This is a genomic window from Pleomorphomonas sp. JP5 (assembly GCF_023721815.1).
Lineage (GTDB): Bacteria > Pseudomonadota > Alphaproteobacteria > Rhizobiales > Pleomorphomonadaceae > Pleomorphomonas.
The window spans coordinates 1,115,206-1,139,467 of the sequence record NZ_JAMDLI010000008.1; the positions used below are offsets into that span (position 1 = coordinate 1,115,206).

Here is a 24,262-nt window from a genome sequence, read left to right on the forward strand (position 1 = left end):
GCCAGAAAGCTCGTCACCATCCTCAACGCCCTCATCCGGGACAATCAACCATGGCACGAACTAAAAGCTTGACCGACAAGACAGTCGCTCAATCGAGCAGAGCCAGCCCTACGCCGCCCACGCCGGACAAGAGGACGACCACCCACGGCGGCGCCTTCCACACCACGAGGGCAACAAAGCCGGCGGATGCCAAGGCGAAGTCTCGCAGGTCGAAGATGGCGCCCGTGAAGACGGGCGCGTACAGAGCAGCGCCCAGGATGCCGACGACGGCGGCATTGGCTCCTCGCATCAGCGATCGAGCGACAGATTTGCTGCGAAACTGATCCCAGAACGGCAGAACGCCGACGAGCACCAGAAACCCTGGAAGAAAAAGTGCCAGCAAGGCCAAAGCCGCGCCCAGAATACCGTGCGGCTCAGGGCCCAAGACCGCGCCGAGATAGGCGGCGAACGTAAAAAGCGGTCCCGGAACGGCTTGCGCGGCACCATAGCCCGCGAGAAAGGCATTCGGGGTCACCCACCCGCTTTGCACGACTTCGGCATCGAGAAGCGGCAGAACGACATGGCCGCCGCCGAAGACCAGCGCGCCCGCCCGGTAGAAGCCGTCAAGAACGGCGAATGTCTGGGATTGGCCGGCCAACAGTGGCAAGCAGACCAACAGAACGACAAAGATCACCATGGCGCCGGTGGCCGTCCATTTCGACGCCGGTACGGCAAGGTGGCCGGCGACAGGTCCGGTCTGCCCGCCCCCCAGAACCAGACCAGCCACCGCACCCAGACCGATCGCCGCCAACATGCCGACGCTGCCCGGCGCGAAAGCCATCAAGACCACCGCGGCCATGGCGATCGTCGCGCGTTCGCGGTCGGGGCAGAGGTTTCTTGCCATGCCCCAGACTGCCTGGGCCACGATGGCGACCGCGACGATCTTGAGACCGTGCAGGGCGCCATCGCCCCACACGCCACCCAGGGCAGGCGCCGCCAGCGCGAATACCGTCAAGATCAACGCGGATGGGAAGGTAAAGGCAAGAAACGCGGAGAGCGCCCCAAGCCAGCCAGCCCGCATCAGACCAAGGGCGAAACCAACCTGACTGGAGGCCGGTCCGGGCAGAAACTGACACAGCGCCACGAGATCGGCATAGGCGTGATCGTCGAGCCAGCGCCGACGAACCACCAGTTCTTCCCGGAAGTAACCCAGATGGGCGATGGGGCCGCCGAAGGAGGTGAGGCCCAGCTTGAGAAAGGCGAAGAAGACTTCCGAGGGCGTCCCGCGCGGCGCGCCTCCATCAGAACCGGCAACTTGCTCCGTCATCGCCCTGTGCCCCCTCATTTCGGCATAGTGTCATGGTGACGGGAGATGACAAGTTCATGACGGAGCTCGACCTCGGAGAGGCTCCCCGAGCGGGGAGGCTTTGCGTGCGTTCCGCTCGTTGATGAGCGCGTCCGCAAAAGTGACGAACAAGAATACGGCGATCAGCGTCGGTTCGCGCTGATCGCGGCAAGACAGCAGAAAACTGGCAGTTGCCCAGGCAACCGCCAGTCTTTCATATGGCTATTCCTTGTTCCCTACCGGGTAGCTGGGAGATTGAAGTTCCCCACTGCTAGCCGTTTCCAGGGTCAGGACCTCGGGTTCTTGTCGACCTCCGGCTTCACGGCCCTTTCAACAGATGCTTCAAGGGAAGCGGCGAGGAGAGCCTGCGTGGGGTCTGCTCCCTTGAAGCCGGCCTGAGCCAGGATTTCGTCCAGGATCGGCTTTTGCGCCGTGAAGCTCAGCAGCTGACCGGCCAGGTCGTTCATCGAGTTTCCTCCCTGCTCCCCCGACTTTCCGGCAAGAGACCCGGGAAGACCGCCGGTGCTGAATATCCGGATATCGGAGATCTTCTCGATCGGCTTCATGGCTTCGGCAAGGGCCTGCGGCACGATCTCGACGCGGGCCTTCGCCAGTTCGAAGTCGATGATGCTGGCGGCAAGCGCGTTGCGCGCTTCGTTCTTGGCCCTCTCGGCCCGGGCCTCGGCCTCGCCGAGTTCGATGACGCCCGCAGCGCGCACCTTGGCCGCTTCCGCCTCGGCATTGGCCTGAATTTTCAGCGCAGCGGCGAGGTTCTCGGCAGCCTCACGCTCGGCCTCCGCCTTGACCGTGATGGCCGTCGCCGCCTGCTCGGCTTCCTGGCGGGCTGCGATCACCGCGATCCGCTTGGCGCGCTCGGCAATCTCGACTTCGCGCGCGGTCGCCACCTGCTCCTCGGCCGTGATAGCGGCCGCCTTGGCCTCATCGGCCTTGGCGCGCGCGGCTTGTTCTTCCTCGGTCTTCTGGGCAACCGCGATGGCGGCCTCGATGCGCGCCGTCTCGGTCACCTTGCGCGCCTCCGCTTCGCGCTCCGCGATACCTCGTTCGGCGATGATGCGCGCGGACTCGCGGGCTTGGCGCGCCTCGGCGTCACGCTCGGCGATACCCCGCTCGGAATCCAGGCGTGCCGTCTCTTCGGCAAGGCGCGCCAGTTGTTCGGCCTTGGCGGCCTCGGCTCGCGTCTCGGCGGTCTTGTTGGCGATGTCGCGTTCCTGCATCAACTCGGCATCGCGCTGCTCGCGCTCGATCGTCAGCCGCCTCAGCACCGCCTCCCGGTCCTTGGTCGCGATCTCGACCTCGTTGTCGCGGACGATCTGGTTGCGTTCGCGCTTGCGCTCCTCGGTGATCTTGGTGAGAGCGGTGAGGCCCTCGGCATCGAAGCTGTTGTTCGGATTGAAGTGCTTGATATCGGTCTGATCGAGCCGCGTCAGCGAGACCGATTCCAGCTCGAGGCCGTTCGACTGAAGGTCGTGGGCGACAGCCGCCTGCACCGACTTCACGAACTCGGCGCGCTGCTCCTGCAGATCGCGCAAGGTCATCGTCGCCGCCACGGAACGCAGGCCGTCGACAAACTTGGCTTCGACCAGTGCCTTCAGAGCATCGGCATCGTTGGTACGATCGCCCAGGGTCTGGGCGGCAAGCGCGATGTTCTCGAAATCCGGCTTCACGCGGACATAGAACTCGGCGGTTATGTCAGCCCGCATGCGGTCCTTGGTGATCATCGACTCGTTTTCGGCGCGCTTCACCTCAAGACGCAGCGTGCTGAGCGAAACCCAGGAATAGGAGTGGAAGACCGGGAGAATGATGGAACCGCCATCAAGCACAACCTTCTTGCCACCAAAACCGGTACGAACATAGGCCTTGTCCCGCGTCGCCCGAATGTAGAGCGACGATATGATTATGCCGATCACGGCAACCGCCATGACGATGATGCTGGCGATTATGCCGAGAGAAATGAATCCCATAGTCAGCCCCTCTTAATGTCCACGTCGCTGAATTCCTTTGGCGCGGGAATGGCTTGAAAGAGACCATCCGAGCCATCCGCTATAATGACGAGCTCTCCGGTCTCGATGACGTATCCCGGCGCGGCCTGCGCCCGCAGGGTGTGTATGTTGTCGTAACTATCCTTCACGCGTACGACACCCGGCTGTCCCTGATCGAGCGGCCCGATCGTGACCGTACCGACCAGACCGACAAACCCGGTCTGGCTGACGGCGGAGGTCTCGTCGCGCGGCATGATCTTCGCCAAGCCGCGACTGAGCCATCGCGTGGACGGAACAGCCAGGGCCAGAGCGATCGGACCGGCCGCCAAACTGGGTAGAGGCGCGAATACGCTCCCGGCGACCGCCTGAAGGGCGAACCCGAACACGGCGAAGGCCGAGATCAGGAGGACAGCCAGAACAAGGATCGGCACCCCGCCCGCATTGAGCCAGGACATCCAGGCGCCAAGCAGCCCAACGTCGTGATCGCCGAGACCGTGATAACCGAGGCCATCATCCAGCAGCCCGGAGGCTGAGACGCCGAGAAGCAGGGACACGAGCTCGACAAGCCCAAGACCGGCCACAACCAGAAGCGCCACCCAGAAGAGCTCCGTGCCGGGCTGGATGAATGTTTCCATCAGCGTTGACCTTCGCGGAACACCTTGAGACGCGCCTCGATGGCGTCCTCACGCTGCATCTTGCCCAACTCCTCGACTTCCGCCGCGCCATGGACGGGCTTCGCGGGAACGCCCGTCACCCTCTCCACCGCCGCGAGCGCGGCGGCAAGGCGCTGGTCGTTTCGCTGAGAGGGCGTCGCCGCGGGCGTCACCTTCCGCTCGGCGCGCTCGGCATCCTCGAGACGCTTCTTCGCATCGGCACGGGCCGAGGCAATGCTGCGCAACGTGGCTTCGGCTTCGGCAATCTCGCTCGCATTCTCGGCAATCGCCTTCTCAATGGCGTTGCGTTGCGCTTCGAGGTCGATCTGCACACCCGTCGCCACACGCGCGAGATCCTCGCGCCCCTTGGCAAGGCCGGTCTTGATCTTTTCGTCAAGATCGCGGATCTCGGCATCCAGATCCTCGGCCTTGGCCTTCAGACGATGGCCCGAGGCCATCGCGACGCTCAGCACGGCGCGCGCTTCGTCCGTGATCTTGTCGATCTCTCGCAGGGCCTGCTGGGCGACGGCGATCGCGTTGGACCCCTCCGCCACGTCGACCGCGTTGTTGACCACCCCGGCGATGACACGCCCGAGGCGGGCCAGAATACCTTCGTTGGACATCGTGACCTCTTTCTGGAACTGGGAGCCGGTCTGAACGCCGACGCGGATAGTGATCAGAGACCCGTCGAAACAGAGACGAGCCTCGGCGAAATCGCTCCAGCCATTGCGATAGCCATCCACGGAGTAGGGAACGGTGACCCGCCCGCCGATGGTGGCGACGCTCAGGCTGTCGGGGCCTTTCAGCGAAAACAGCTTGCCGTCGAGGGGGATGTCGTCGACGGGAGCCTCAGGCGAGCGCCTGCTCCGGTCGCGCAAAGCCAAGGTGACCATGCGAGCCGGCAGCCCGGTCTTTGCGCGGATTTCCTCGTAGGCTTCCTCATGAAGCGCAACCAGATTTGCACCCTTGGTCCCGTCGAGAATTTCCATCGCCCGACGATAACCATCGAGCGTTTCATGGAGCGCTTCAAGGCTTTCCGTCGACGGCGACAGCGTGAGAACCATCGCAAATTGTGGCTTGTCGATCATGCATCATAGATTAAGTCACTGCTTTGGTGCTTTCAAGGTCGCAGGGATCCTTTTCGACCAAAGGTTGAATGCAGTCCATACGAGACGCGCGAGCGGGAGATCGCCATCCGTGGCGCCGCCGAAGTCGACTAACCGCCCCACATCGCGCTCGGCGGGCACATGTTCACGTCCTCGATCACGAAACGACCACCTGCATCGGGTGACGGTCACGGCAGCCGAGACAAAGCCGCCGGCCCCGATGGAACGGGACCGGCGGACTGCTTTTTCTAGAGCTTTGTTCTATCTTGCCGACCAGCTCGGAGCTTCAGTCGCCCATCTCGCAAGCATCATCTTGTCGGCCGTCGTTTCCTCCCGGGGAGACGATGCCTTAGTGGTGCGTCGTCGCACGACGCTTGGCGCTCTCAAGCAAGACGGCGAAGACGATGATGACACCCTTGACGACCTGCTGGTGGTAACCGGGAATATCCATCAGGTTCATGAGGTTCGAGATCATCGACAGGATCAGGGCACCGATCAGTGTGTTGACGACGGTGCCTCGGCCACCGGCCAGGCTCGCGCCACCGACGACGACGGCGGCGATCGCATCGAGTTCAAAACCGATGGCCAGAATGGGAGAGCCAACGCCCGTTCGGGTCGCCGAGACGACACCGGCGATCGCACAGGTAAACCCCGATATCGCGTACACGGCCAGCTTGATGGTCGTGATGTTGATGCCGGAGAACCTGGTCGCGGTCTCGTTGGAACCAATGGCAACCACCAGACGTCCGAACACAGTCTTGCGATTGAGGAACAGGGCGGCGATGGTGACCACGATCAGCAGGAAAAACAGGGCGGGGACACCGAAAACCGAGGCGCCGCCAAAGTCCATGAAGGCCTGATCGTCAATGAAGATCGGCTGACCTTTCGAGACAATCAGCGACAAGCCTCGGGTGATGGTCATGGTTGCCAGTGTCGCGATAAACGGCGCGATACCGAAGTTGGCAACCAACGAGCCACTCACCAAGCCACATGCGACGCCGACGACCAGAGATATCGCAACCGCGCCAGCCACGCCGAAGCCAGGGATCGTCAGCGCGACGACAACCGACACCAGCGCCATGACCGACCCCACCGACAAGTCAATGCCGCCGGTGAGAATGACGTACAGCAAGCCGAGCGACACGATGCCGAGAGGCACGCTCTGTCGCAGGATGTTGGTGATGTTATCGGGCGAGAAGAAGCGATCAGAAAGAAAGCCGGCCGCGACCAGCATCAACACGAACACAACGATGGTCGACTGGTTGATGACCAGGCGAAACAGCTTATTGGCAGACATTGTTTCCCCCAAAACTCTCAGTGGACACGGCGCTTGGGAATGGCGAGCCGCATGATTGCTTCCTCCGTCATCTCACCCCCCTTGAGCTCGCCGGCGATCACTCCTTCGCTCATCACGTAGGTTCGGTGACAAAGCCCGATGATTTCGACCAGCTCCGACGAGATCACAAGAATTCCAACGCCATCGGCCGCCAGCGCGGCAATGATCGAGTAGATCTCGGCCTTTGCGCCGACATCGACACCACGTGTCGGTTCGTCAAGAATGAGGATCTTGCAGTCGGTGTTCAGCCATTTGGCGACGATGACCTTCTGCTGGTTGCCGCCGGACAGCGAAGACAGAGCATCATTCAGAGCTCCCAGCTTGATCTTGACGCGGTCTTGCGAAGCCTGGGCGATGCGTCGCTCGGCCCGCGCGTTGGTGATGCCAAAGCGACTGATGGCTTCGAGGTTGGTCATGGTCATGTTTTCGCGAATGCTCATCGGCAGGATGCCGCCCTGCCGTTTGCGATCCTCCGGCACCAGGCCGATGCCGACCCGCATGGCATCCGACGGCTTGCGAATAACCTGACGTTTGCCCGACACCTCGATTGTCCCGGCATCAATCGGGTCGATACCGAAGATAGCCCGAACGACCTCCGACCGACCGGATCCGATCAGGCCCGAGAGCCCTACGATTTCTCCGACCCGCAGATTCAGCGAGACATTGTCCAGCACACCGCTTCGCGTGAGGTTGTCGACCTTGAGAAGGACGTCTCCATCCGGGTCACGCTCCGGCTTGGGAGGGAAGAGCGCCTCCAGCCTGCGACCGACCATATTGGTAATGATGTCTTCTTCCGTACAGGACCGGGGGTCCAGATCGGCCACGGTCCGCCCGTCCTTGAAAACGGTGATGGCGTCGGCGATGCGGAAGATCTCCTCAAGGCGGTGCGAGATGTAGATGATCGTGATGCCGCTCTCTTTGAGCTTGCGTAGATTATCGAACAGGACGTCCGTTTCCGGGTCGGCCAGCACCGCCGTCGGCTCATCGAGGATCAGGACACGACAGTCCTGGATGACCAGCGCCTTGGTGATCTCGACAATCTGCTGGTAGGCAACCGACAAGTCGCCACACATCGTCGTGGGCGAAATATTGAAGCCGAACGCGGAGAGTGCCGAGCCGGCCTTCCGGTTCATCGTCTTCCAATCGACGAACATCGATCCATTGCCGAGATCGCCGAGGAACATGTTCTCGGCCACCGACAGATCGGGAGCGAGAGCTAGCTCCTGATGGATGATCGCAATGCCACGCTTCTGGCTTTCCACCGGACTTGCGAAGTCGGCGGGGTCGCCGAAGACCTCGATCGTTCCCTTGTCGCGGCGCAGGATGCCGGCGAGAATATTCATCAGCGTCGACTTGCCGGCGCCGTTCTCCCCAACCAGCGCATGGATGGTGCCGGCACGGACGCGCAAGGCAACGTCTCGCAGAGCATGTACGCCCCCGAAAGTCTTGCCGACGCCCTCGATGCGAATTGCGTAGTCGGACATATATCCTCCTCAGCCCGTTCTTTTGGCGGCGCTCGCCTCGCCTGGTTCGCGAGCGATTCCGCCCCCGCGCCGGCGCCTATTTGCCTCCACAAATCGACGCCGGTCGGGTCTGCGAGAAAGCCTCAGTTCAACTGCCCGTAACAGCCGAACCGGTAGTCGTCGAGCACCTGCCAAATCTTGTCCAGGACAATGGACCTAGCCGTCACGTCCCCATCGCCGAGGCGAGCCCGCTCAAGCCCGGCGTACTGCCGGACAAGACCGACCGGCAGCTTGTCGGACGAGAGATTGGCGAAGAGCCGATCGACGGCGGCACTCACGGCCGCATGAGGCCAATAGTAGCGGATGCGATCGGACTGGCTGTAGATGCGCAGCAGGGACTGCTCGGAGAATGTGCCCGGATAGTACTTCTGCCAGTAGCCCGGCTCGTCGAGCATCACGCGATCAATGACACTCCGGAGATGGGAGCGGCGTTCCGTGGGAACCATTTCGTCTTCGATCGACGCCAGGGCAAACAGCCCTTCGCGCAAGGCGTAGGTAAGTGCCGGGCCCACCTTCAAGATCGCAAAATGGTCGCGAACCAGCTCGCGCAGCCGCTCGCGCGGCTGGAAGTCGGTGGAGTGAGCCTCATAGACGAGCCCTTTTCGGCTTTCGATGAAGCGAGAAAGACCGGTCGCCTTCTCCGGGGCGTAAGCGATAATACCGGCATTGTCGAAGTCGACCCCCGGCTGCACGACGACGCCGACGACCCGCTCGAAAGCCGCTTCCAGGCCTCGGGCGGCGAAGGCGCGGCGATGCGTCTCGATCGTCGAGTCGACATCGGCGGTCCGGGTCACCTGAATGCCGGAAAGACCATTGGCCTCACCGCCAGGCACAGGAACCTCGGTCCCAATGATGTAGAGCGGCTCAATTCCCTGAGACCGCGCCGCTTCGGCGGCAGCGCAAAGATCGGCGGCGCGCTCGGCAGCGAGCACTGGATCAATGGGGTCGGTCTCGCCAGCGACGGCCATTGAGGCGTCGAGATGAATCTTCTGGAATCCGGCAGCCACATAATCGGCGAGAAGACGCTTCGACAGCTCCATCGCTTCGGCGGGCTTCTTGTTGCGCCAGGTATTGGGGCCGAGGTGATCTCCACCAAGGCACAGCCGCTCGCGCGGGAAGCCGACCTCGTCGGCAATGCCCCAGACGAAATCCCGGAATCCCGCGGCCGTCATGCCCGTATAGCCACCGAACTGATTGACCTGGTTTGACGTCGCCTCGATCAGCACGACCCGATCGGTGTGGAGATCGTAGAGGAGGGCCGCGCGGATCACCAAGGGATGCGCCGAGCAAACCGAACAAATACCAACGGGTTCACCGGCTGCGTGCCGCGCTAGAATGTCTCTCATCGTATCCTCGTTAAGTCGTGACCGGCGAAGTCGGGCCACCTGATGGGGCCCGCCTCGCATGTCAGTTGGTGAAATCCGTGACCGTAACCTTCCGGAGATCACCATCGCCGGCCTGCATGCGCAGGATGTAATCGGGACACTCGGAAAGCTTGATCTGATGAGAGACGATGTCGCTCACATCGATAGTCTTGCTCTTCATAAGGTCGATCGCCTGAATGCTGTTCTTCAGCGAGGTGAAAGAGGCGATGACAGAGATCTCGTCGCGATAGACGCGGAAATGATCGAGAGCAATCTGTCCCGACTTGTGAGGCACGCCGAAAACCAGCACCCGACCGCGCGGACGGGTCAACCGATTGGCTGCCTCGGACACGAGCACCGAACTGCCGGACGCATCGGCAACAGCGTCATAGACCTTATCGGCGATGTCACCGGAGTTGGAGTAGACTTCGCCAAGTCCCATTGCGGCGGCACGCGCAAGACGCCCGGGGCTTCGTTCCAGATAGTCGATGCGAGCGGCGCCGCGCGCCTTGATCAGCCGCCCCATAAGGAGGCCGATCGGGCCCGCGCCCAAGATGAGCACGTGCTCTGCCCAGCCAACGCCCAACCTTTCCGTTGCGTGCACCACGCAGGACAGCGGTTCGACCAAGGCGCCTTCCACGAAGGAGAGATTGCCAATATCGAACACCCCCCTTTCGTTGACGACAACATACTCGGCCATGCCGCCGGACCGATTGACGCCCGGCACGATCATGTTGCGACAAAAATGGTGTTCGCCCCTTAGGCACTCCGGACAGTTGTTACAGGGAACGTTCGGCTCGACCGCAACACGAGCGCCAACGGAAATGCGGCGGCATTCTGGCCCCACGGCCAAGACCTCGCCAGCAAACTCGTGCCCCGGAACCACCGGGTAGGAAGCGGTGAAGCCTCCATTATAGATGTGGACGTCGGTACCGCAGATGCCGCTGGCCCGGACCTGGATCAGAACTTCATCGGCCTTGGGTTCGGGACGCGGCACCTCGGCGATCGCCATCTTGCCGGGCTCGGAAATGATCAGGGATTTCATCAGGGACTGCATTGATGCTCTCCAGAAGACAATCGAGGCGCACTCTTCCGACTTCGCCAGCCACGATTGCTGCCGGATCGGGTCCGAGCTCGTGACATCGGACGGGACCAGGGATTGAGTCTCTATGGGTCGGAGGCGGCGACACGCCGCCTCCGTTCTTCCTGGGGGAGGAACTGATAAGTCGTCGGCTCAGAACAGAGAGTTCGGGTCGTAGACTTTCTCGGCGTTTTCCTTGGTTACGGCCAGCACCGGGCAGAGCGAATAATCGGTGAACTGGCGTTCGCCGGCGTCGTATTTCTTGATGGTATCGATGGCCATCTCGGCCATGATTTTCGGATTATTCTCGCCGGTGGCCTGCATTTCACCGTCGATGATGGCCTTGTAGGCGTTCTTGTTGCCGTCGTAGCTGTAGACCTTGACGTCGGCGAGCTTTCCGGCAGCCTTGAGGGCGTGCACGGCCCCGAGCGCCATGTCGTCGTTCTCGGTGTAGACGGCATTGGTGTCCGGATGCGCGGCCATCACATCTTCCATGGCCTTCAGGCCGCCCTGCTGGTCCCAGCCACCCCAGACCTGGCTGACGATCGTGAAGTTGGTCTTCGCCGCCGCGCGCAGCTGTCCATCGATGACACCCCGGAAGAAGTTCATCGAACGGGTCTGACCAACGAGGTTGCCCTGGTTGCCGGAGATCAGCGCCACCTTCATTGGAGTGTCACCAAACTGCGACGCAGCATACTCGCCGATAAGCTGGTTGTTGCGGGCGTTGTCCGGCGCGATGCGGGTGATGACGTCGGCGCCGAGGGCCAGATCGCTGTCGATGATGATCACCGGCACTTTCTTGGCATTGGCCTGCTTGACGATGCGCAGACCTGCGGCCGGATCCTGGGGATTGAGAATAAGGTAGTCGAGATCCCGGGCGAGCATGTCCTCGACGTCGGCGATCTGCTTGTTGAGATCGGCACGAGCGTCAGTGGTGATCATGGTCCAGCCTTCGGCCTCCCCCATGGTCTTGATGTGCTCGGTCAAGGCGCTGAAGTAGGGACCATTCAGCGTGCGGTTGGAGAAACCGACCTTGAGTTCCTTTGCCGAGGCAGCCCCGGTGACACATAGGGCCGCGGCGGCAACCGCCGCCAGAGCGATACGCTTGAAGTTCATTGTTTCCTCCTAAGCAACCTCTGGCCAATCCTCTCCTGGCCAGAAGGCAAAGCCATGTTGGCAGTAAAACGAACACCACAGAGCCAGCGCACAAAGCTGAATCAGCCCCATGCACGCATAAGTCTATTCATTCGTCCACGGATAAACTCAGAGATTTATTTATACATCTCCTCGAACCACGGACTTATAGTTCATGGCTTGGCTCCTCCTGCTGCCCAGAGGTACCACCTCAACCGCCGGGCAACTACCCACGCACTGAGCATTATATCAGAGCAAATGTCAATAGGCTGAGCTAATGCCCCAGTTAAATTCTATTTATAGATGTATAAATATGCATAACTAAATCACAGATTGCCGCTAGATCATACAATTCCGCAAACTCTATGTCAGAATTGCCTGATTTTGCGTTTCATTTGCAAACACATCTCCGAACAACGGCACATCTCATTCAATTGGCATTCGCCCTGTAGATTGGCAATTGCCAAGATCGAGACGAATTGTTAGTGTCTTCCTGAGGATGAGGACGGGAGTGAGCGCGGCAGATCATGCACGCAGGCACACTCCTTGACGATCGATGGCGATACCAGGAGGAGGTTCGCTTGAGTTTCATACTGACAATCGACATCGGCACGTCGAGCCTGAAGGCTGTTCTGTTCGACGCCGAACTCAGCGTTGTCGCGCAATCGAAGCAAGAATACCCGACGAGCTACCCCAAGATCGGCTGGGCAGAGCAGGACCCGGATCACTGGAGCCACGCCCTGACGCGGGCCGTCGCCGGCATCCTTTCCCAGACCCATCTCCACCCGGAAGCCATCAGCGGGATCGGCGTCGATGGCATGTCAAGTCTCATGCTTCCTGTCGATCGGGAAGGAAACGCGCTCTCCAACGGGCTGATCTGGCTTGATCGCCGAGCACAAGAGCAAAGTGACCTCGTCAACCGTCAGTATGGAAATGCGCTCCTGAGCATTTCGGGAAACCGCTCCGACCCTTCGAACTTCGGTTCGAAAGCCATGTGGCTGCGGGATCAGCGGCGGGACGTTTACGATGCCTGCGCTTCACTGCTCCACTGCAGTTCCTTCCTGGTCCGCCAGCTGACCGGCGTCTTCGTCATGAACCGCTCGGAGGCGGCCCTCTCCCAGCTTTGCGATGTCCGCACGGGAGCTTACTCGGACGAACTCATCGAGGCGTCGGGGATCGATCGTCAAAAGCTGCCGGAGATCGCCGACTGCAAGGATGTAGTTGGCCGTGTCACGGCGGCGGCGGCCCAACGTTTTGGACTTGCCGCAGGAACTCCAGTGATCGCCGGCGCAATGGACAACGTCGCGGCAACGATCGGCCTGGGCCTTCGCAATGACGGGGATGCCTATATCGCAGCGGGAACAGCCACAAATGTCGGCGTCCTCGTCGACACTCCCCCACTCGATGGTCACGGCCTGACGTATCACGCGGGGATCGAAGGAAAGTGGCTCGTCAACGGCAGCGTTGACTACGGCAGCGCGGGACTTCTTTGGTTTCGGAACCTCCTTGGCGAGAGCAGTTTCGAGACGCTCTGCGCGGAGGCCGAGAACGTGGAGCGGGGGCAGCACCCCCTCGTGTTCCTCCCCTACATGACCGGCCAGCGCGCGCCACTCTGGAACGAAGCGCTATCCGGCGTTTTGCTTGGCGTCACCCCCGGCACCGACCGCCGGCACCTTGCGCGCATGTTCATGGAGAGCACGGCGCTCGGAGCCCGCCATGTTTTCCAGAAACTGAGAGAAAAGCGCCCATCCTCCGCGGCGCTGACGGGTGGAATTACCCACAACCCATTCTGGACCGGGATTTTTGCCGATGCCACGGGGATGAGTCTGACGCCGTCGCGCCAGACCGAGGTGGGCAACCTTGGCTTGGCGATCCTGACGGGTCTCGGCATCGGAACGTTCCGTTCCCCCGATGAAGCTTTTTCCCTTTTGCCAGTCGATTGCTCCCACGAGCCCGATCCTGGCTCTCGCGACTACTACGACGACCTCTTCGCGCTTTTTGACGCTGCATACGAAAGCAATCGCAGCGTGCTGGCACAACTTGATGAAATAAGACGGAAGTATGGGGTGGAATGATGAAGGCTGCTGTTCTCCATGGAAACGCCGATCTTCGGGTCGAGGAAGTGGCAGTTCCCGAAATTGGTCATGGCGAGCTCCTTGTCCACGTCGCCTATAGCGGCGTTTGCGGCTCGGATGTCCCTCGCCTCATACATAACGGTGCGCACTTTTATCCTCTCATCCTTGGGCATGAGTTCTCGGGAACGATCGTGGACGTTGGCGAGGGTGTCGAAGCGGGCCTGATCGGCAGAAAAGTGGCATGCGCGCCCCTAGTGCCGATTTTCGAGCACCCCCAGTCGCAGCGCGGCAACTTTGCGCTCGGAAAGGGCTACAGCTTCATCGGTTCACGGCAACCGGGCGGTTTTGCCGAGTATGTCGTCATGCCCCGCCTCAACGCCGTCCTCCTCGATGACTCCATCGACTTGCTCGCGGGCGCCTTCATGGAGCCGCTGACCGTCGGACTCCACGCGATCAACATCATGGACTTCCGTCCCGGACGAACGACCGCCGTCGTCGGCCTCGGAACCATCGGAATGCTGCTGATGCAATCGGCGAAACTGCTGGGCGCCGGTCCGATTTGCGCCTTTGACGTCGACCCCGCCAAACTCGATCTGGCCAAGAGCTACGGCGCCGATACGGTCGTCGACTCACGCGACGAAGCGGCCGTAGGCGAGGCGATCGCAGCCGGAGGCTACGAGATCGTGTTCGAAACGGCGGGAGTTCCCGCAGCCGAGATCATGGCTCTCAGAATCGCCGCAGGAAAGGGGCGGGTCATGTATGTCGGCACCCCGCACGTCCCGCTGACGCTCCAGCCCGCCGAGTTCGAGGAGATCAACCGCAAGGAGCTCACCATTCAAGGCTCCTGGATGAACTACTCGGCGCCTTTTCCGGGATGGGAATGGACCTTTGGCGCTGAGGCGTTGGGGAACAACCGAATTAGACTGGATGGGCTGATCGACAGGGTCTTGCCTTTATCCCAGGCAGGAACAGTGCCCGAGCTACTCCTCTCGAAATCCGTCCAGGGCAAGATCATGCTCGACACAACGCGGTAATGGCACAAAGGCCATTGAGCCCTCAGGCGCTTGAGAGGCTTGATCGCGTACGATATTAAGTCTCGATAAACTCACGGGTTGCGGCGGGTACCTCCTACAAGGCCGACGTTCGGCAAGTGCTTAGTGCTCGGCGCATCCCTCTTCCGTGACCATCTCGGGTCATGCGACGCCAGAGAAGAATGGACTGCCCGAATGGTGCTGCCCCCCAAGGAGTTGCAGGAACGAAGACTGGATCAAGCGGCTCGGGCGGCCTGGCTCTACTATATCGCCGGAAATACGCAGGACGAGGTTGCCACGAAGCTCGGCGTCTCTCGCCAAACGGCCCAACGCCTCGTGTCGATCGCGGTATCCGAAAAGCTAATCAAGTTCCGGCTCGATCATCCGATTGCCGATTGCGTCGAGCTGGAAGAGCGCATCCGAGAGCGCTTTGAACTGCAAACCTGCACGGTGGTGCCGACCGCGGATGCGGCTCTTGTCCAGTCCGGGGGCCTCGCTGTGGCCCTTGCGGAGTATATCGAGAACGCGCTATCGGCTCCGGAGCCGACCGTGATCGGCCTATCGACCGGCAGAACGTTGCTTGCGGCCGTCAACGAAGTGCCGACCATGAACCAGCCGGACCACAAGATAATCTCCCTCATCGGGGCAATGTCTCGCGACGGACGGGCGAGCCACTACGAAGTCGTGTCGCGTTTGGCGGACAAGGCAAACGCGCAATGCTTTCCGATGCCTACGCCCGTCGTTACCTCGACCATCGAAGAACGTGAGCTATTGCAGAGCCAGAGGTCATACCAGACCATCCTGTCTCTCGCCGAAAAGGCCTGCGCCTGTTTCGTCGGTGTTTGCGAGATTGCCTGGAATTGTCCGCTTCAGCGAGATGGCTTCCTGACCGAAGCAGAGGTTGTCGAACTGGCGGATCGGGGGGCTGTCGGGGAGATCGCGGGGTGGGCCTTCAACGCCGCCGGCCAGGTTCTGGAGGGATGCACCAACGATCGGGTTGCCGGCATCCCCATGTCGCTCATGCAGCAGTTGCCGACCGTTGCAGCCGGTAGCGGCAGCAACAAGGTTCAAGCAATTCGAGGCGCGCTGCGAGGTCGACTGTTGAGCGGCCTCATTACCGATCAGGCAACCGCGGGCGCACTTCTGGTGGGGTAAAGACTGGCGCCGGTCGACGTCGTCCGAGCGCCCCATCCCTGCGGCGGTGGCTTGACCCGCGCCCCTCATGCTGTCGACAGAGATCGGCAGGACCATGCCTACCCAACACAAATCCCCCTCCCCTCGGCTACTTTGGCCGCGCGTCGAAGCACGCCCCTTTTCAGCGTCGCAAACATTTCCTGCGGCGCCCAAAATTATTACGCGCGTAAAATTTCTATGTTGACATGCGACAACATTCCGTGATGTGCTCCCCCAGTCAAAACGGAGGGAGGCCTTCGTTGGGACGCTTTCGCCAAAGGGTCGGTCACGACCCCAACGGGCAGAGTCCCGCCATGCGGAACTCGCTGGCCCTACAGTTCAACAGAGGCCGACATGTCTCCCTATCCCGAGGATGGATCGGAGCGGCGGCCATGTGGGAGGAACAAGATGACCATTCGTTCGCTTGCTCGCCTGGCTCTCGCCGGCTCCGCCTTCGCCTTCCTCGCCACCTCGGCCATGGCCGATGGCATCGGCGCTTCGCTGCTCACTCAGCAGCATCCGTTCTACATCGAGCTTGCCGACGCCATGAAGGCCGAGGCGACCGCCAAGGACGTCAATCTCGAGGTGGCGATCGCCAACCAGGACCTCAACAAGCAGCTGGCCGACGTTGAGGACTTCATCGTCAAGGGCGTCGACGTCATCGTGCTGTCGCCGGTCGACAGCAAGGGCGTCAAGGCCGTGATCGAGAAGGCTCAGAAGGCCGGCATCAAGGTGATCACCGTCGACGTGCCCGCCAGTGGCGTCGACGTCACGTCCTACATCGGCACCGACAACTACGCCGGTGGCGTCAAGGCCGGTGAGCTGATGGCCAAGGAACTCGGCGACAAGGGCAAGGTTGCGATCATCGACTATCCGACCGTGCAGTCGGTGGTGAACCGCATCGACGGCTTCAAGAAGGCCATCGGCGAGCACAAGGACATCGAGATCGTCGCCCAGCAGACCGGCATCACCCGCGCCGAGGCGCTGGCCGCCGCCCAGAACATGCTGCAGGCCAATCCCGACATCCAGGGCATCTTCGGCTTCGGCGACGACGCCGCGCTGGCCGCCGCCGTGGCGGTGAAGTCGGCCGGTCTCGAGAACCAGGTCAAGGTGATCGGCTTCGACGGCATGGAAGAAGCCCGCAACGCTGTCGACACCAACCCGGTCATGGTCGGCGTCATCCAGCAGTTCCCGGGCGAGATGGGCAAGCAGGCCGTCGACACGGCCATCGACGTCATCGCCGGCAAGGAAGTGCCTGCCGAGCAGCCGATCGAGCCGGGCGTCTACACTGGCAAGTGATATAAGCTGAAGGAGCGCGGGGCAGTCTCTGGGCGGTCCCGCGCCTTTTCTCCACGGCCAATCCGGCGTCAGTCGCGCCGAGGGTACTCGCGTCGGAAAGGAGGCGGGCATGTCGGCCGCGACCAGCGACGTCATTCTCAAGATCAATAACGTATCCAAACTATTCGGCCCGGTCGCCGCGCTCAAGAACATGCACCTCACGGTGCGCGCCGGCCGCGTTCACACGCTGCTCGGCGAAAATGGCGCCGGCAAATCGACGCTGATGAAGATCCTGGCCGGCGTCTATCACGCCACGACCGGCGAGGTGGAGTTCTGCGGCAGCCCCTACAAGCCGGAAAACCCGCAGCAGGCGGCGGCCCGCGGCCTCACCATCGTGTTTCAGGAGCTCAGCCTCTGCAACAACATGACGGTGTCCGAGAACATTCTCGCAACCCGCGAGCCCTCGGTCTACGGCTTCATCAACGATCAGGCCCTCGAACGCCGCGCCGCCGAGATCGTCCGCGACCTCGGCCTGCCGATCGACGTCACCGAGAAGGTCGGCAATCTCTCCATGGCGCAGCGCCAGCTCGTCGAGATCGCCAAGGGGCTGTCGATCCCCAATCCGCACCTCGTCATTCTCGACGAACCGACCTCTTCTCTCACCGATGCCGAGACGGAAATCCTGTTCTCGATCATCGACCGCCTCAAGGCCAAGGGCGTCGCCGTCATCTACATCTCGCACCGCATGGAAGAAATCATGCGGCTCTCGGACGATATCACCGTCATCCGTGACGGCGAGTTCATCGCCACCCGGCAGCGCGAGGACGTCTCCATCGACGAACTGATCGCCATGATGGTCGGACGGCAGATGAACGAGATCTACCCGCCGCGCCTCACCGCCGCGCCGGCAACGAGCGAGGCGCCGATCCTCTCCGTCGAGGGGTTCAGCCGGTCCGGCGAGTTCGAGGATGTTTCCTTCGAAGTGCGCAAGGGCGAGATCCTCGGCTTTTTCGGCCTGATCGGCTCCGGTCGTTCGGAGATGATGAACGCGCTGTTCGGCATGAAGTCGGCCACCGGCAGCATCCGCATCGACGGCGAACCGGCGACCATCTCGTCACCGGTTGACGCCATCGAGCGCCGGATCGCCTTCGTGACCGAGAACCGCAAGGAAGAGGGCCTTGTCCTCGCCCATAGCGTCGAGTGGAACATCTCGATGGCGGCGCTCGGTCGCTTCGCGGCGGCGCTCGGTTTCATGCGCAAACGTCAGGAGCGCAACGCGGCAACGGACGAAGTGGACCGCCTGACCATCAAGACGGCATCCGTCGACACGCCAGTCGGCTCGCTCTCGGGCGGCAACCAGCAGAAGGCGGTCCTTGCCAAGTGGCTCCTGACCCAGCCGCGCATCCTGATCCTCGACGAACCGACGCGCGGCGTCGACGTCGGCGCCAAGTTCGAAATCTACAAGATCATCCGCCAGCTGGCGGCCGAGGGTACGGCGATCCTGCTGGTCTCCTCCGAGCTGCCTGAAGTCCTCGGGATGAGCGATCGGCTCGTCGTCATGCACGAAGGCCGGCTCAGCGCCACGCTGTCCGGCGGCGCGACGCCCGAAACGGTCATGGCCCACGCGACAGGTATCACGTCATGAGCGATGAGAAACACACAAGCTTCGCCCAGAATCCCTATGCCAAGATGCTCCGTCAGTATGGCGGCATACTCGCCTCCCTTGTGGTGCTCTGCATCATCTTTTCGGTGATGAACCCGCGCTTCATGACGGTCGCCAACTTCATGAACGTGCTACAGCAGATCGCGGTGATCGCCATTGCCGCCTTCGGCATGACCTGGGTCATACTGCTTGGCGAGATCGACCTCTCCATCGGCTCGATCATCGCCGTCGCCGGCATGGCCGCCGCGCAGGCCTTCCTGGCCGGTTTCGGCTTCATGCCGACGCTCGTGCTGACGCTGCTCGCCGGTGCGGCGATGGGTCTTGTCAACGGTGTGCTCACCGCCAAGCTCGGGTTGCCATCGTTCATCGTGACGGTGGCGACGATGGGCATCTTCCGAGGTCTCGTCAGCCTGCCGACCAACGGTGCGCCAGCCATGATCGAAGATCCCACCTGGATCGCCATCGGCGCGGAAAGCTTCGTCGGCCTGCCGATCATCATCTGGATCGTCGTGGTGCTGTTCGTCTTCAACCACGTGCTCCTGTCGAAGACGACCTTCGGTCGCCGGGCCTACCTCACCGGCGGCAACCGCGAAGCGGCGGTCTATTCGGGCATCAAGGTCGACCGGGTGAAGATCACCATCTTCATGATCTCCGGCATCATGGCGGCGATCTCCGGCATCCTGCTGTCGTCACGCCTCTACTCGGCGCAGACCAACGCCGGCACCAGCTACGAGCTGGACGCCATCGCGGCGGCCGTCCTCGGCGGCACCAGCCTGGCCGGCGGCGTCGGCACCATGATCGGCACCATCATCGGCGCGCTGATCATCGGCATCATGAACAACGGCATGAACATGCTGTCCGTTCCCTATTTCTATCAGTTGATCGTCAAGGGCCTGGTCATCCTGCTGGCCGTCTGGCTTGACGTTCGCTCCAAGCGGGCCAAGCAATAATGGGTCAGAGCAAGGTTCTCACCATCGGCGAAGTGCTGGTGGAAATCGTCGCGACCGAACGCGGCGACGGCTTTCGCGAGCCGGTCAAGCTGATCGGCCCCTTCCCCTCGGGTGCGCCCGCCATCTTCATCGACCAGGTCGGCAAGCTGGGACAGGCGGCCGCGATCATCTCGCGGGTTGGTGAAGACGACTTCGGCCACGTCAACCTTGACCGCCTGAAGCGGGACGGCGTCGACGTCTCGGGCATCGAGGTCGATCCGCTCGGCACGACCGGCAGCGCCTTCGTGCGTTACCGCGAGGACGGCGGCCGTAACTTCGTGTTCAATATCCGCCACAGCGCCTGCGGCAGCATCGAGCTGAAGGGCCCCGCCGCCGACCTCGTCGAGACTTGCACTCACATGCATGTCATGGGCTCGTCGCTCTATGCACCGAGCGTGGTCGAGGCGGTGCTGACGGCGACGCGAAAGATCAAGGCCAAGGGCGGCACCGTGTCGTTCGACCCCAATCTGCGCGCCGAGATCCTGAACAGCCCCGGCATGCGCGAGGCACTGGCCGTCGTGCTGGCCGAGACCGACCTGTTCCTGCCGAGCGGCGAGGAACTGTTCCTGTTCTCGCCGGCCGACAGCGAGAAGGAAGCCGTCGCCAACCTGCTCAAGGGCGGCGTCAAGGCGGTCGTTCTGAAGCGCGGCTCCGCTGGCGCCAGCTATTTCGACGCGACCGGCGAGGTCAGCCTGCCGGGCTTCCGGGTAACGGAAGTCGATCCGACCGGTGCTGGCGACTGCTTCGGCGCGACCTTCGTCACCTTCTGGCTGGCCGGAGCCGATCCGGAGACGGCGCTTCGCTATGCCAACGCCGCCGGCGCCAAGGCGGTTACCCGCTCCGGCCCGATGGAAGGCGCGTCGACACGCGCCGAACTCGATGCGTTGATTGCCGAACAGAGGAGCTGAAAACATGGCTACCAACCCGCTCAGCGACATTTCCACATGGCGCTTCCGTGCGTCGGGTTTGCGCGGCATTCCGTCGATCTGCTCGGCCCACCCGGTGGTGATCGAGGCGGCCATGCGGCACGCCGCTCACCTCGACCTTCCGGTCCTGATTGAAGCCACCTGCAACCAGGTCAACCAGGATGGCGGCTACACCGGCATGACGCCGCAAGACTTCCGCGATTTCGTGGAAGCGATCGCCAAGCGCGTCGGCTTCCCCTTCGATCGCGTCATCCTCGGTGGGGACCATCTCGGCCCCAACCCCTGGAAAAAGCTTCCCGCCAAGGAAGCCATAGACAAGGCCAAGGTGATGATCGACGCCTTCGCCAAGGCCGGCTTCACCAAGCTCCACCTCGACACCTCGATGGGTTGCGCCGGTGAGCCGGTGGCGCTGGCCGATGCGCTCACCGCCGAGCGCGCGGCATCGCTCGCCGTCGTAGCCGAAGCGGCAACCAAGGATGCCGCCGTCAAGCCGGTCTACATCGTCGGTACGGAAGTGCCGATCCCCGGCGGCGCCATGGAAGAAATCGAAGAGCTGGAAGTCACCAAGCCCGAAGCGGCCCGCGAGACGATCCGCGTCCACCGCGAAGCCTTCGCCAAGGCGGGCATCGCGAACGCCTTCGACCGCGCCGTTGGCGCGGTGGTGCAGCCAGGCGTCGAGTTCGGCAACCACAACGTCGTCGCCTTCGACACCGACAAGGCCGCCTCCCTGTCGGCCACGCTGTCCGAACTGACGGGTTTCGTCTTCGAGGCGCATTCCACCGACTACCAGACGCCGGAGGCGCTGAAGGCACTCGTCGACAACGGGTTTTCCATCCTGAAGGTCGGCCCGGCCCTGACCTTCGCACTGCGCGAAGCGCTCTACGGCCTCGACCACATCGCCGAGGTTCTCTACGCCGGCCGCCGCAAGGAGACGCTCGCCGCCACCTTCGAGCGCGTGATGCTCGCCCATCCCGACAACTGGGCGAAGTATTACTTCGGCACGCCCGACGAGCAGCGCCTTCAGCGGCACTTCAGCTACTCCGACCGCCTGCGCTACTACTGGCCGGAGCCGGAGATTGCCAAGGCCGCCGAGGAGCTGCTCGCCTTATTCGGCAACACCACGATTCCCGAAACGCTGATCAGCCAGTATCTTCGGGGTGTCTACGAGGGTGTCCGGCGCGGCCGGGTCGAGCCTACCGCCCATGGCCTCTCGCTCGCCATGGTCGATCTCGTGCTCGACGACTATTTCAAGGCCTGCCTCTGAGGCGGGCAAACAGGACGCAAGGCAAATGGATGACATCATCTTCACGCTGACCGACACGGCCGGCGGGCTCGAGGTCGCCGATTGGTCGGTTACCTCCGGCGAGCTCGGACTCAAGGGCGACACGCCTTTCGAGATCGTGAAAAGGACGCTGCATGGCGGTCGGCAGGAAGGCAGTACGCTTCTGACCATTCGCGCCGGACGTCTCGCGGTGACCGTCATCCCGACGCGCGGCATGGGCATCCAGAAGGCGAGCCTTGATGGCGTCGATTTCGGCTGGGCGTCGCCGGTCGACGAGGTCGTGCATCCATCCTTCATCCGCCTCGGCGAGCGCAATGGGCTCGGTTGGCTGGAAGGCTTCAACGAGCTGATGGTGCGCTGCGGCTACGAGTGGACCGGCCATCCTATGGTCGACGGCGACAAGGTCTATACGCTGCACGGCCGGGCCGGCAACACGCCGGCCTCCAAGGTCGAGGTGCGCATTTCGCGTGAGGCGCCGCATCGCATCACGCTATGCGGCCTCATCAAGGAGAAGGCGTTCAAGAACGTCGAGTTCGAGACGTTCACCGAGTTGACCGTCGTGCCCGGCGACACGGGATTCTCGCTCGACGACCGTCTCGTCAACCGCGCCGACTACGCCCATTCCTACGAGGTGATCTACCACACCAACGTCGGGCGTCCGGTGCTGGAGGAAGGCGCCCGCGTCATCGGACCCTTTGCACACGTTACCCCGTTTAACGATGCCGCCAAGCCCGACCTCGCGAGTTGGGACCGCTACCGTGGCCCAACGCGCGATTTCGACGAAATGCTCTATGCCTGCGAGCTCGCGGCCGGCGCCGACGGCCGCACCGAGGTGGCGCTGATCAATGCCACGGAAACGCTGGGCTTCTCGGTTACCTACCATGTCGAGGAAATGCCGGCCTTCACGCTCTGGAAGAACACCGACACCGACAGGCAGGGATATGTGACCGGGCTTGAGCCAGGCTCCAACTACCCGTATCCACTGCCGGTTGAGCGGGCTGCCGGTCGGCTCAAGACGCTGGAGCCGGGCGCGGAAGCCCGTTTCCGCCTTCGCTTCGATCTTCTGACCGGGACGCCCGCCGTCGCAGCCTGCGCCGCCCGCATCGACAAGCTCAAGGCCGGCGTTGGCGTGACCGTGCACAAGGAACCCATCCTGCGCAGCCAGACAAAAGCCTAACAACAAGACCGCTAGCCGCGCACACCCTCCCCATGCTTGGCATGGGGAGGGTTTCTTTTTGCGTGTTGGTAAAGCGGATCAAGCGGACATACGCAGCATGATCTCGGCGTTGAGCAGCACACGCTCGTTCGGCCGAGGTTCGACGTCCTCGTCGAAGCGGGCGTTGATCTTGTGCAGCAGCAACTCAATGGCGATACGGCCGATCTCGTTGTAGTTCTGCGCCACCGTGGTCAGCGGCGGACAGGTGTAGCGCGACAGCGGATGATCGTCGTGCCCGGCAATGCGGAGGTCGCAGTCGTCGCCCCGTCCAACCTTGAGACCGGCCTGATAGGCGGCGGCGAGAACGCCGAATGCGATACGATCGTTGGCGCAGAGCACCGTTCGTGTGGGAAAACCGCCCTCACCCAGAATGCGGCACGCCTCGGTGAAGCCGAAGCGCTCGAAGTCCCAGGAGGTGTCCGGCAGCGTCGCCACGTAGCGCGGCTCCAGCTTCAAGGCCTCCATCGCCAGACGGTAGGCTTCCCGACGCTCGCCGGCATTGCGGTTGACCGAGGGCATGCCGAAATAGCAGGGCGCGTCACCCGAGCGCGACAGATAATCGACGATGAGACGGAAGCTCTGACGGTTGTCGGTGCCGACGAAGGCCGAGGCGGCGTCGAGCTGCGAGTCGACGTAGACGAGCGGGATGCTGGCCCCCAGCCTGGATAACTTGTCGAGATGGGACTGCACGCCGAGCGGCGCGATGACGGCGCCGGCGACGTTCATCGCCTTGAAGGTTTCGATTGCACGCTCTTCGAGCTTCGGTTTGCCATCCGACGACAGGAGGAAAGCGAGATAGCCGGCTTCCTCCGCCAGAACCTCGATGCGTCGGGTCAACGCCATGTAGAACACGTCGGTCGAGTTGGGAACGATGATGCCGAGGATGTTGGTGCGTCGACGGTTGAGGTTCACCGCGAACAGGTTGGGCCGAAAACCGGACTCCTTGATCGCTTTCTCGATGGCTTCGCGCGTCTGGCGGCGGACTGAGTTGGGGTCGTTGAAGTAGCGAGAGACGGTTGGGCGAGACAGTCCGACGTAGTCGGAAAACTCTTCCATCGTTCGGATCGTCGTGGTCACTCTGCCATCCCCGTTCCACCCACAACCGGAG

At 62.3% G+C, this 24,262-nt stretch carries 19 protein-coding genes; 9 read left to right on the forward strand and 10 right to left on the reverse strand.

Annotation, left to right across the window (positions count from 1 at the left end):
- Positions 1-88: 88 nt before the first annotated feature.
- The 9 genes from chrA to M4J40_RS16330 all read right to left on the reverse strand — a co-directional run bounded on the left by chrA (position 89) and on the right by M4J40_RS16330 (position 11,503).
- Positions 89-1,306 carry a chromate efflux transporter gene (gene chrA, locus M4J40_RS16290; protein WP_251755443.1) on the reverse strand — a complete coding sequence of 406 codons (1,218 nt, stop codon included), beginning with the start codon at positions 1,304-1,306 and terminating at the stop codon, positions 89-91.
- Between the two features lie 305 nt (positions 1,307-1,611).
- On the reverse strand, positions 1,612-3,306 hold the full coding sequence (locus tag M4J40_RS16295; protein WP_257235230.1) for a flotillin domain-containing protein: 1,695 nt from the start codon (positions 3,304-3,306) through the stop codon (positions 1,612-1,614).
- A 2-nt stretch (positions 3,307-3,308) separates the two neighbouring features.
- Entirely contained in the window at positions 3,309-3,959 is a 651-nt protein-coding gene (locus M4J40_RS16300) for an OB-fold-containig protein (protein ID WP_251755444.1), read from the reverse strand.
- Positions 3,959-5,065: a PspA/IM30 family protein gene (locus M4J40_RS16305; protein ID WP_251755445.1), complete on the reverse strand. Its 1,107-nt coding sequence runs from the start codon at positions 5,063-5,065 to the stop codon at positions 3,959-3,961. Before M4J40_RS16305 ends, M4J40_RS16300 begins: the two co-directional genes overlap by 1 nt.
- A gap of 367 nt (positions 5,066-5,432) precedes the next feature.
- Complete coding sequence (locus M4J40_RS16310) at positions 5,433-6,380, reverse strand: ABC transporter permease (RefSeq protein WP_251755446.1); 948 nt, start codon at positions 6,378-6,380, stop codon at positions 5,433-5,435.
- A gap of 17 nt (positions 6,381-6,397) precedes the next feature.
- A complete protein-coding gene (locus M4J40_RS16315) occupies positions 6,398-7,903 on the reverse strand; it encodes a sugar ABC transporter ATP-binding protein (RefSeq protein WP_251755447.1) in 1,506 nt (501 codons plus the stop codon).
- A gap of 122 nt (positions 7,904-8,025) precedes the next feature.
- Complete coding sequence (gene gatZ, locus M4J40_RS16320; protein WP_251755448.1) at positions 8,026-9,288, reverse strand: tagatose-bisphosphate aldolase subunit GatZ; 1,263 nt, start codon at positions 9,286-9,288, stop codon at positions 8,026-8,028.
- Between the two features lie 61 nt (positions 9,289-9,349).
- On the reverse strand, positions 9,350-10,363 hold the full coding sequence (locus M4J40_RS16325) for an alcohol dehydrogenase catalytic domain-containing protein (protein ID WP_251755449.1): 1,014 nt from the start codon (positions 10,361-10,363) through the stop codon (positions 9,350-9,352).
- Between the two features lie 177 nt (positions 10,364-10,540).
- Complete coding sequence (locus M4J40_RS16330; RefSeq protein WP_251755450.1) at positions 10,541-11,503, reverse strand: substrate-binding domain-containing protein; 963 nt, start codon at positions 11,501-11,503, stop codon at positions 10,541-10,543.
- A gap of 599 nt (positions 11,504-12,102) precedes the next feature.
- On the opposite strand from M4J40_RS16330, the gene M4J40_RS16335 reads away from it, so the two are divergent.
- The 9 genes from M4J40_RS16335 to M4J40_RS16375 all read left to right on the forward strand — a co-directional run bounded on the left by M4J40_RS16335 (position 12,103) and on the right by M4J40_RS16375 (position 23,115).
- Positions 12,103-13,596 carry an FGGY-family carbohydrate kinase gene (locus M4J40_RS16335; protein ID WP_251755451.1) on the forward strand — a complete coding sequence of 498 codons (1,494 nt, stop codon included), beginning with the start codon at positions 12,103-12,105 and terminating at the stop codon, positions 13,594-13,596.
- Positions 13,596-14,630, forward strand: a complete 1,035-nt coding sequence (locus M4J40_RS16340) for a galactitol-1-phosphate 5-dehydrogenase (RefSeq protein ID WP_251755624.1) — start codon at positions 13,596-13,598, stop codon at positions 14,628-14,630. The genes M4J40_RS16335 and M4J40_RS16340 overlap by 1 nt, the downstream gene beginning before the upstream one ends.
- Before the next feature lie 192 nt (positions 14,631-14,822).
- On the forward strand, positions 14,823-15,782 hold the full coding sequence (locus M4J40_RS16345) for a sugar-binding transcriptional regulator (protein WP_251755452.1): 960 nt from the start codon (positions 14,823-14,825) through the stop codon (positions 15,780-15,782).
- Between the two features lie 426 nt (positions 15,783-16,208).
- Positions 16,209-17,099: a substrate-binding domain-containing protein gene (locus M4J40_RS16350; protein WP_251755453.1), complete on the forward strand. Its 891-nt coding sequence runs from the start codon at positions 16,209-16,211 to the stop codon at positions 17,097-17,099.
- Positions 17,100-17,208: 109 nt separating this feature from the next.
- The gene (locus M4J40_RS16355; RefSeq protein WP_251755454.1) at positions 17,209-18,723 is read left to right on the forward strand and encodes a sugar ABC transporter ATP-binding protein; all 1,515 of its coding nucleotides are present in this window, start codon (positions 17,209-17,211) and stop codon (positions 18,721-18,723) included.
- On the forward strand, positions 18,720-19,691 hold the full coding sequence (locus tag M4J40_RS16360) for an ABC transporter permease (protein ID WP_251755455.1): 972 nt from the start codon (positions 18,720-18,722) through the stop codon (positions 19,689-19,691). Before M4J40_RS16355 ends, M4J40_RS16360 begins: the two co-directional genes overlap by 4 nt.
- Positions 19,691-20,638: a sugar kinase gene (locus M4J40_RS16365; RefSeq protein WP_251755456.1), complete on the forward strand. Its 948-nt coding sequence runs from the start codon at positions 19,691-19,693 to the stop codon at positions 20,636-20,638. Before M4J40_RS16360 ends, M4J40_RS16365 begins: the two co-directional genes overlap by 1 nt.
- Positions 20,639-20,642: 4 nt before the next feature.
- Positions 20,643-21,920, forward strand: coding sequence for a D-tagatose-bisphosphate aldolase, class II, non-catalytic subunit (locus tag M4J40_RS16370; RefSeq protein WP_251755457.1), 1,278 nt, complete (start codon positions 20,643-20,645; stop codon positions 21,918-21,920).
- A 25-nt stretch (positions 21,921-21,945) separates the two neighbouring features.
- Positions 21,946-23,115 carry an aldose 1-epimerase family protein gene (locus tag M4J40_RS16375; RefSeq protein ID WP_251755458.1) on the forward strand — a complete coding sequence of 390 codons (1,170 nt, stop codon included), beginning with the start codon at positions 21,946-21,948 and terminating at the stop codon, positions 23,113-23,115.
- 78 nt (positions 23,116-23,193) lie between these two features.
- Here the strand turns inward: M4J40_RS16375 and M4J40_RS16380 are convergent, their stop codons facing one another.
- Positions 23,194-24,210: a LacI family DNA-binding transcriptional regulator gene (locus tag M4J40_RS16380; RefSeq protein ID WP_251755625.1), complete on the reverse strand. Its 1,017-nt coding sequence runs from the start codon at positions 24,208-24,210 to the stop codon at positions 23,194-23,196.
- Between the last annotated feature and the right edge of the window lie 52 nt (positions 24,211-24,262).

What these genes read in the sequence shown, in the direction of transcription:
- chrA (WP_251755443.1), bottom strand. Translation starts at nt 1,306, where the DNA reads ATGACGGAGCAAGTTGCCGGTTCTGATGGAGGCGCGCCGCGCGGGACG.
- M4J40_RS16295 (WP_257235230.1), bottom strand. Translation starts at nt 3,306, where the DNA reads ATGGGATTCATTTCTCTCGGCATAATCGCCAGCATCATCGTCATGGCG.
- M4J40_RS16300 (WP_251755444.1), bottom strand. Translation starts at nt 3,959, where the DNA reads ATGGAAACATTCATCCAGCCCGGCACGGAGCTCTTCTGGGTGGCGCTT.
- M4J40_RS16305 (WP_251755445.1), bottom strand. Translation starts at nt 5,065, where the DNA reads ATGATCGACAAGCCACAATTTGCGATGGTTCTCACGCTGTCGCCGTCG.
- M4J40_RS16310 (WP_251755446.1), bottom strand. Translation starts at nt 6,380, where the DNA reads ATGTCTGCCAATAAGCTGTTTCGCCTGGTCATCAACCAGTCGACCATC.
- M4J40_RS16315 (WP_251755447.1), bottom strand. Translation starts at nt 7,903, where the DNA reads ATGTCCGACTACGCAATTCGCATCGAGGGCGTCGGCAAGACTTTCGGG.
- gatZ (WP_251755448.1), bottom strand. Translation starts at nt 9,288, where the DNA reads ATGAGAGACATTCTAGCGCGGCACGCAGCCGGTGAACCCGTTGGTATT.
- M4J40_RS16325 (WP_251755449.1), bottom strand. Translation starts at nt 10,363, where the DNA reads ATGCAGTCCCTGATGAAATCCCTGATCATTTCCGAGCCCGGCAAGATG.
- M4J40_RS16330 (WP_251755450.1), bottom strand. Translation starts at nt 11,503, where the DNA reads ATGAACTTCAAGCGTATCGCTCTGGCGGCGGTTGCCGCCGCGGCCCTA.
- M4J40_RS16340 (WP_251755624.1), top strand. Translation starts at nt 13,596, where the DNA reads ATGAAGGCTGCTGTTCTCCATGGAAACGCCGATCTTCGGGTCGAGGAA.
- M4J40_RS16345 (WP_251755452.1), top strand. Translation starts at nt 14,823, where the DNA reads ATGGTGCTGCCCCCCAAGGAGTTGCAGGAACGAAGACTGGATCAAGCG.
- M4J40_RS16350 (WP_251755453.1), top strand. Translation starts at nt 16,209, where the DNA reads ATGACCATTCGTTCGCTTGCTCGCCTGGCTCTCGCCGGCTCCGCCTTC.
- M4J40_RS16355 (WP_251755454.1), top strand. Translation starts at nt 17,209, where the DNA reads ATGTCGGCCGCGACCAGCGACGTCATTCTCAAGATCAATAACGTATCC.
- M4J40_RS16360 (WP_251755455.1), top strand. Translation starts at nt 18,720, where the DNA reads ATGAGCGATGAGAAACACACAAGCTTCGCCCAGAATCCCTATGCCAAG.
- M4J40_RS16365 (WP_251755456.1), top strand. Translation starts at nt 19,691, where the DNA reads ATGGGTCAGAGCAAGGTTCTCACCATCGGCGAAGTGCTGGTGGAAATC.
- M4J40_RS16370 (WP_251755457.1), top strand. Translation starts at nt 20,643, where the DNA reads ATGGCTACCAACCCGCTCAGCGACATTTCCACATGGCGCTTCCGTGCG.
- M4J40_RS16375 (WP_251755458.1), top strand. Translation starts at nt 21,946, where the DNA reads ATGGATGACATCATCTTCACGCTGACCGACACGGCCGGCGGGCTCGAG.
- M4J40_RS16380 (WP_251755625.1), bottom strand. Translation starts at nt 24,210, where the DNA reads ATGGAAGAGTTTTCCGACTACGTCGGACTGTCTCGCCCAACCGTCTCT.